We start from the raw sequence: 6,061 nt of genomic DNA, 5'->3' as shown, positions 1-6,061 counted from the left end.
CCGCCATCGCTATCAACCACACCATCGCCGTCATCGTGAGTGATGACATTGCCGCTGACCATCGCGCCTTCATCGACGCTGAAGCTGTCGTCTTCGGCTAATGGAGCGTCATTTTCGGGCTGAACAATAATAGTTAGCGTGGCAGTAACCCCGGTATTGGTGACATAAGTGATAACCGGAACAGTACCATTCCAGTCAGCTGTAGGAGTAAATGTATAGTTACCGTTACTGTTTAGTGTCAGGGTTCCGCTGTTTAACACAACGGTTGAATTAGCAGTATATGAACTACCTTCTACAGAGAAACTGGCAATACTTAGTACACTATCCAAATCAGAGTCGTTAGCTAGAACATTTCCAGATGCAAAAGTATCTTCTTGTATGGTATTCGTATCATTAACAGTAATGGTAGGATCATCAACTGGAAGAACATTGATATTTAACGTTGCAGAAGAACCTGTATTAGTCACATAGGTTATGGTTGGCAATACACCGTTCCAGTTTTCATTTGGAACGAAAGTATAAGAACCATTAGATTCTATGACGAGGATTCCACTCGTTAATGTCACCGATGTACCAGCGTTGTATGTTTGACCATTTAAAGAGAAAGTCGTTACGCTTAAGATGTTATCGATATCGGTATCGTTATTTAAAACATTTCCTGTAGCAATGCTGCCTTCGTTGATCGTGTTAAAATCATTAAGTAATTGGCTTTCATCATCAACAGGAGTGACTTCTAAAGTGAGTGTTGCTGTTGAGCCAGTATTCGTTGTGTAGGTGATTACTGGTAATATGCCATTCCAGTTTTCTGCAGGTGTAAAAGTGTAGCTGCCATCAGTATTGATAACTATAACGCCACTTTCTAAAGTTACTAAAGTGCCTGCATCATAGGTTTCACCATCAATTTCAAAGCTTGCAACGGTTAATTCATCATCGACATCGAAATCATTTTCTAACACATTGCCCGTCGCAACCGTGTCTTCTTCGACAGTATTAGTGTCATTTTCAAGAATACTTGGATCATCAACTGGGGCGACTTCAATGGTCAGAGTTGCGGTTGAGCCAGTATTAGTTGTGTAAGTAATAACTGGTAGCACACCGTTCCAGTTTTCATTTGGAGTAAAGGTATAGCTGCCATCTTCGTTAATGACTAACGTGCCACCGTCTAGCTGAGCAGTTGCTCCAGCGGGGTAGCCTTGACCGTCAACTTCATAACCCGCAACCGTTAGGACATTATCAACGTCTGTATCGTTACTTAACACGTTGCCTGTAGCGATAGTATCTTCATCAATAATTTGAGCGTCGTTCACCAGCACGCTTTCATCGTCTACTGGAGTTACTACGATACTTAGCGTGGAGCTATAACCAGTATTGGTTGTATAGGTGATTACAGGAACAGTACCATTCCAGTTTTCATTTGGCGTGAAGGTATAGCTGCCATCCTTGTTGATGACTAAACTGCCACCGTCTAATACGACAGTATCGCCCGCATTATATTGCTCACCGTTAACTTCAAAAGTTGCAACCGTTAATACATCATCGCCATCACTGTCATTCTCAAGTACATTACCACTAGCTATGCTGTCTTCACTGATAACGTTAACGTCATCAATAAGTACTGAGGCTAAATCATAATCTTCAGTGGTGGTGGCGGTACCAAAAATATCACCTAGGCCGTAGCCATAAACCACAGCATCAACAACGGTGTCGCTATCGAGGAACAGTTCACTACCTTGTACTTGAATAGAGAAGTTACCATTAGCATCCATAACAGTCTGATAATTCTGACCATTGATGGTGACGATAACGATTCCTACACCAATAGAGGCATCTGCGGTCACCGTACCTGTAATGGTAATCAGCTGTTCGCCTTCTTCAGTGGTTATGACGTTATCGCCTGTAACCGGATCAAGATCGATACTGATGGCAGTATTAGCTGGTAGATCATTATCAAAAATACGCAACGTGCCTTGCGGGTCAGTTAGCAGGGCATTTGTCGGGTTAGACAAATTAATTAATGCAAATTCTGGGTTATCTGTCTCAACGATAAGGTCGTCAACAATCGGTACGTTGATATAAGCAACGGTTTCGCCGGGTTGGAAAGTGACTGTACCAGAGACATTAATGAAATCTTCACCAAATAGTGCAGTAAGCTCTTCAGAGCTAAAATCAACGGTGACCACTTCGGTGCTAGGACTACTTAGCGTAAGCGTAAATGTCGCAAACTCCATTCCTTCAATAGCAATCGCATAGTCAATATCAATAGTTGGTAAGGTATTACCTGAGCCGCCATCATTATCAAAAATTGCAAACTGTAAAACTTCATCATAGAAGTTTTCACCAGTGACATCAGCGCGGAAATATTCGGTAGGTTCGACTTGTGCATCATCAAAAATGGGGACACGGATCAATACTGCATCATTACCAGCAGCTAGTGTGAAGCCAAAAATGGGGCGTGGAATGGTACCGCTGTAGTCGATAGATTCGACGGTCATGGTTTGCCAAGTTAGCCCGCCATCATTGGAATACTCTAAAGGAACAATATAGTCATCTGCATATTCGGCGATAGGGAAACCAAGCTGTTCACTTAAAAGCTCACTGGTAAAGTTGATAAATAGCTGTTGGTCTTCATCAAACACCAGTTGACTGTTTAACGCAAACTGATTGAAACCTACATCCTCTAATACATCTGGAATATCAGCAGAAAGATGTGATTTATACTGGTCTTGGGTCGATGAAGTGACTTCTCTAAATGCCGTCCAATCTTCGACACGGTAATCAATCGACAAATTCTCTAAGTCATATTGATCGACACCTTCATTGAGAATGATTTCGTAATTGCCGTCACCAAGGTCGACTAGCGTACCGATATCGGCAAACTCTGCGCTGAGCTGCACATTCTTTACTACTAGGTTTTCAGTAATGACCTGATGGCCTACGGCACCAACAAGAAGATCATTGGCAGAAAATGTAATTTTTCCATCCAACTCATTGTAGTTATAGGTAATAAGTCCACCGGGAACTTCAATAATATCTGCTAAACGATCATCGTGTTCGCCTGGGGCTCGATCGCCAGCGAGGGCATCGATGGTATCGGCAACGTGCTGCATCGCAAGGGTTTCGAAAATGTTTTCGCCAGTTTCACTTCGTTCTGATTCGCGGGTAAAAATGATGCCGAGTTCATTGAGAACCAGTGATAGCATCTCTTTACCTGCGGTGGCCAAATTAAGAGGCTGCCCGGTCGTTGGATCAACATAGTTTGCCAGCGCATCATGAATCGCAGACAAAATGGTAATGTTATTGGCAAAGGCGGTATCGGCATTTATCAAGCTGTTAGTTTGTAGTACGCCATCATCGACGCCATCACTAAGATCGCTGTCTAATGCCTGCAGGAAGATTGCCATGTTCTCAACATAGTTGAGGTTAGAGTCTGAAAGTTCAGTACCAGCAATATCTTGTAAAAATAATATGCTTCCTTGAATGATGTCTGCACTGAATTCGGCAATGGTTACACCGCCAACAGAAAAGGTGATCGTATCGCCAGCGTTGTAGGCAAATGAGCCCGCGGGGCCGAGATCACCTGTGAAGCCTGATAAACCAGATGATGTCGTATATGCGACACCATTAACAAAACTATCCGTAAACTGCGCGATGTTATAACCAACGGTATCAAGGGGGGCTGGGGCAATAGACAGCGCTGCAGTGGGGGTTGCTGCATCAAAGCTGGTGTCATATTGGGCTGCGGCAATAGTTTCTGAACCATCGCGAGATAAGGAAACAAAATCAGAACCACCTTCATTACCGGTGGCTCCACCTGCTGCGGTATCAGGTAGTTCTGCGGTAGGGTCTTCTCCTGAGGCAATCAGTGCTTGCAGCTGTTCAATTTCATCCAGTGCAGCAAGGTCTTCAGGTATTTCTGAGCTAGTTGTCGATGAAGCAATATTATTTGATGAAAATATGCTGCCGTCATCATAGGTAATTTCTAACTGGCTGCCATTGGTAAATTCGACAACCGTGCCAGGGATGAGAACATCACCTTGCTCAACTGGCTGTTGTTGACCATTGATGCTGATTGTCGCTGAACCATTAACAAGCGTGACTTGTCCTTGTTTTTCAATCGTTAGTATACCCATAACTGCCCCCGCGCAGAGTGACCTTAAAAGTAAGTAAGTTTGCTAAATTTTAAGGTGATAATTTTACAAGCTGATTGCAAATATTAACAACTGTATCGGCCGAGGTCAATTTTTTGACGCTCCGGAAACCTAGCTGTCAAGCGGGGTTGCAACTAAAGTATGACAGTTTTTGGCGCTCCCGAGACGCAGCCACTAGATATAGTTGCTGCGTCCATTGTTAGCCCCAATAGTGGCCTAAGGAATGGTATCAACGATCAAGGCGTTATCGCCAAGTAAATTGTTAATAACCTGGATATCTGTAAGGGTATTTGTATTATTTAGATTAACATTGTCAAGTACAATGGTGAGATCGATATTACCGTCTCTATCTGAGTCTACGTATATCTCGGTACTATTGGTTAGATTATTGAAGTTAAAGTTTAGATAGTCTTCAAGGCTAAAGTTTTCCTCATCGACTAAGACATCAGAAAGGTCGAGTACGTCGTAGTTAGAGTCGAAGTTGTAAACAGAATCTATACTGCCATCATCAGATCCTACATCCCACACAAATGTGTCTTTGTCAGTATCGACTCCACCATCTAGGCTATCGTTGCCGGGGCCTCCTACCAGGTAGTCGTTGCCCAAACCTCCGGAGAGGGTATCATCTCCTGCACCGCCAAGTAGCTCGTCATCGCCGTCTAGCCCAATGATTGTATCATCGCCTTCACGGCCGAATATGCGATCATCTAGGTTGGCTCCGGTTAAAGTATCACCAGAAGTTCCGCCAAAAATGAGGTTATCTACGTTATCAGTACCTGTTACGGTAATGCTGGGATCGCCTGTATTATCAAATACAAAATTCGCTTGTAAGAATCGTGCTTGATAGCTACCACCGTCGTTATCTAAATAGGTGACTGTCCAAATATCCCCCCCTGTAGGTGTATAACTGTTGCTGAGGTAGTTTAATAGCGAGAAATTGGCATCACCAACATGCCCCTCTTGATAGATATCAGAGTAGTCAAAATTTGCCTTCATTAAGCCAGAGTCAGGGTCGTAGAACCAATCTGCGATACCGTTTGCAGCTTCCAGTACAACAAAAACAATACCGTTAATGGTTAGCCTAATTGATACTTCGCTTTCACGTTTGTCTCCTGTTGTACCACCAATCTCATCACCAGGAATGGGAGTTGCGAAGGGTGATTTTTGGAAATCAGTGAATAACTGCAAGGTCGCAAGGCCAGGATTATTCGCTAAGTTGTTAGCGAATTCAGTTGTCAGGATAAGTTGCGATTCTTGATCGTTTCCTGAGGTTAGCGGTGAAGAGCCATCACCAATCTGGACTGTTTGTCCTGGTAGGCTCGCCGGTGGTGCAGTGTGAATAATAAATTCTGCCTGCACAACTTCTGAACCAGATTGAATATCAAAGGTGAGTGACATGTCATGGGCTAAATCATCGCCAACAGGAACGTATATGAGATTGGCAAGCTGTTCGCTAGTAAGTTCCATATTGTTGGTTAGTTCAATGAAAACATTGCCATCATAGTAGCCGACAGTACCAAATTCTGGCAGACCAGTTACTGTAATGGTAAGGGTGTCATTGCTATCCGTATCTGTGGGGGGGGCAATATTGAGTGGATAACCATCTGCATACGGAATGACTAGTTCATCAAATGACGCTGGAACCCAGATCTCTTTAGTAAACTCACCTTCAACAGGGTCATTATTGCCGTTAATCGTAATAACGACAGTCTTGGTGTCACTGCCGCCATCGTTGTCAGTGACTGTCACATCAAAGCTGAGCGTGATGGTTTCATCTTCAGCAAGGAACTGCACCAGTGAGTTAAGGATTGAGTAATCCCAGCTGTCATTGTCGACGCTAAAGCCATCAATCAAGCTTTGGATCTGCGCCGCTGACAGCATTGATGTCAGGTCGCCTCCGCTCCAGCTGATAT

At 43.7% G+C, this 6,061-nt stretch carries 2 protein-coding genes; both read right to left on the bottom strand.

Annotated elements, in window-relative coordinates; translation table 11 throughout:
- Nucleotides 1–4,130: retention module-containing protein (locus ACHUFW_RS21715; RefSeq protein WP_394206054.1), on the bottom strand; the 4,130-nt coding region annotated here is incomplete at its 3' end.
- Between the two features lie 234 nt (nucleotides 4,131–4,364).
- The coding region (locus ACHUFW_RS21710) for a calcium-binding protein (protein WP_394206052.1) at nucleotides 4,365–6,061 on the bottom strand (1,697 nt) is incomplete at its 5' end.

Origin of the sequence: Shewanella waksmanii (genome assembly GCF_043643685.1) — a bacterium.
Lineage (GTDB): Bacteria > Pseudomonadota > Gammaproteobacteria > Enterobacterales > Shewanellaceae > Shewanella > Shewanella waksmanii_A.
Note: the sequence above shows the minus strand (reverse complement) of the source record. Positions and strands in the feature narration are given on the sequence as shown.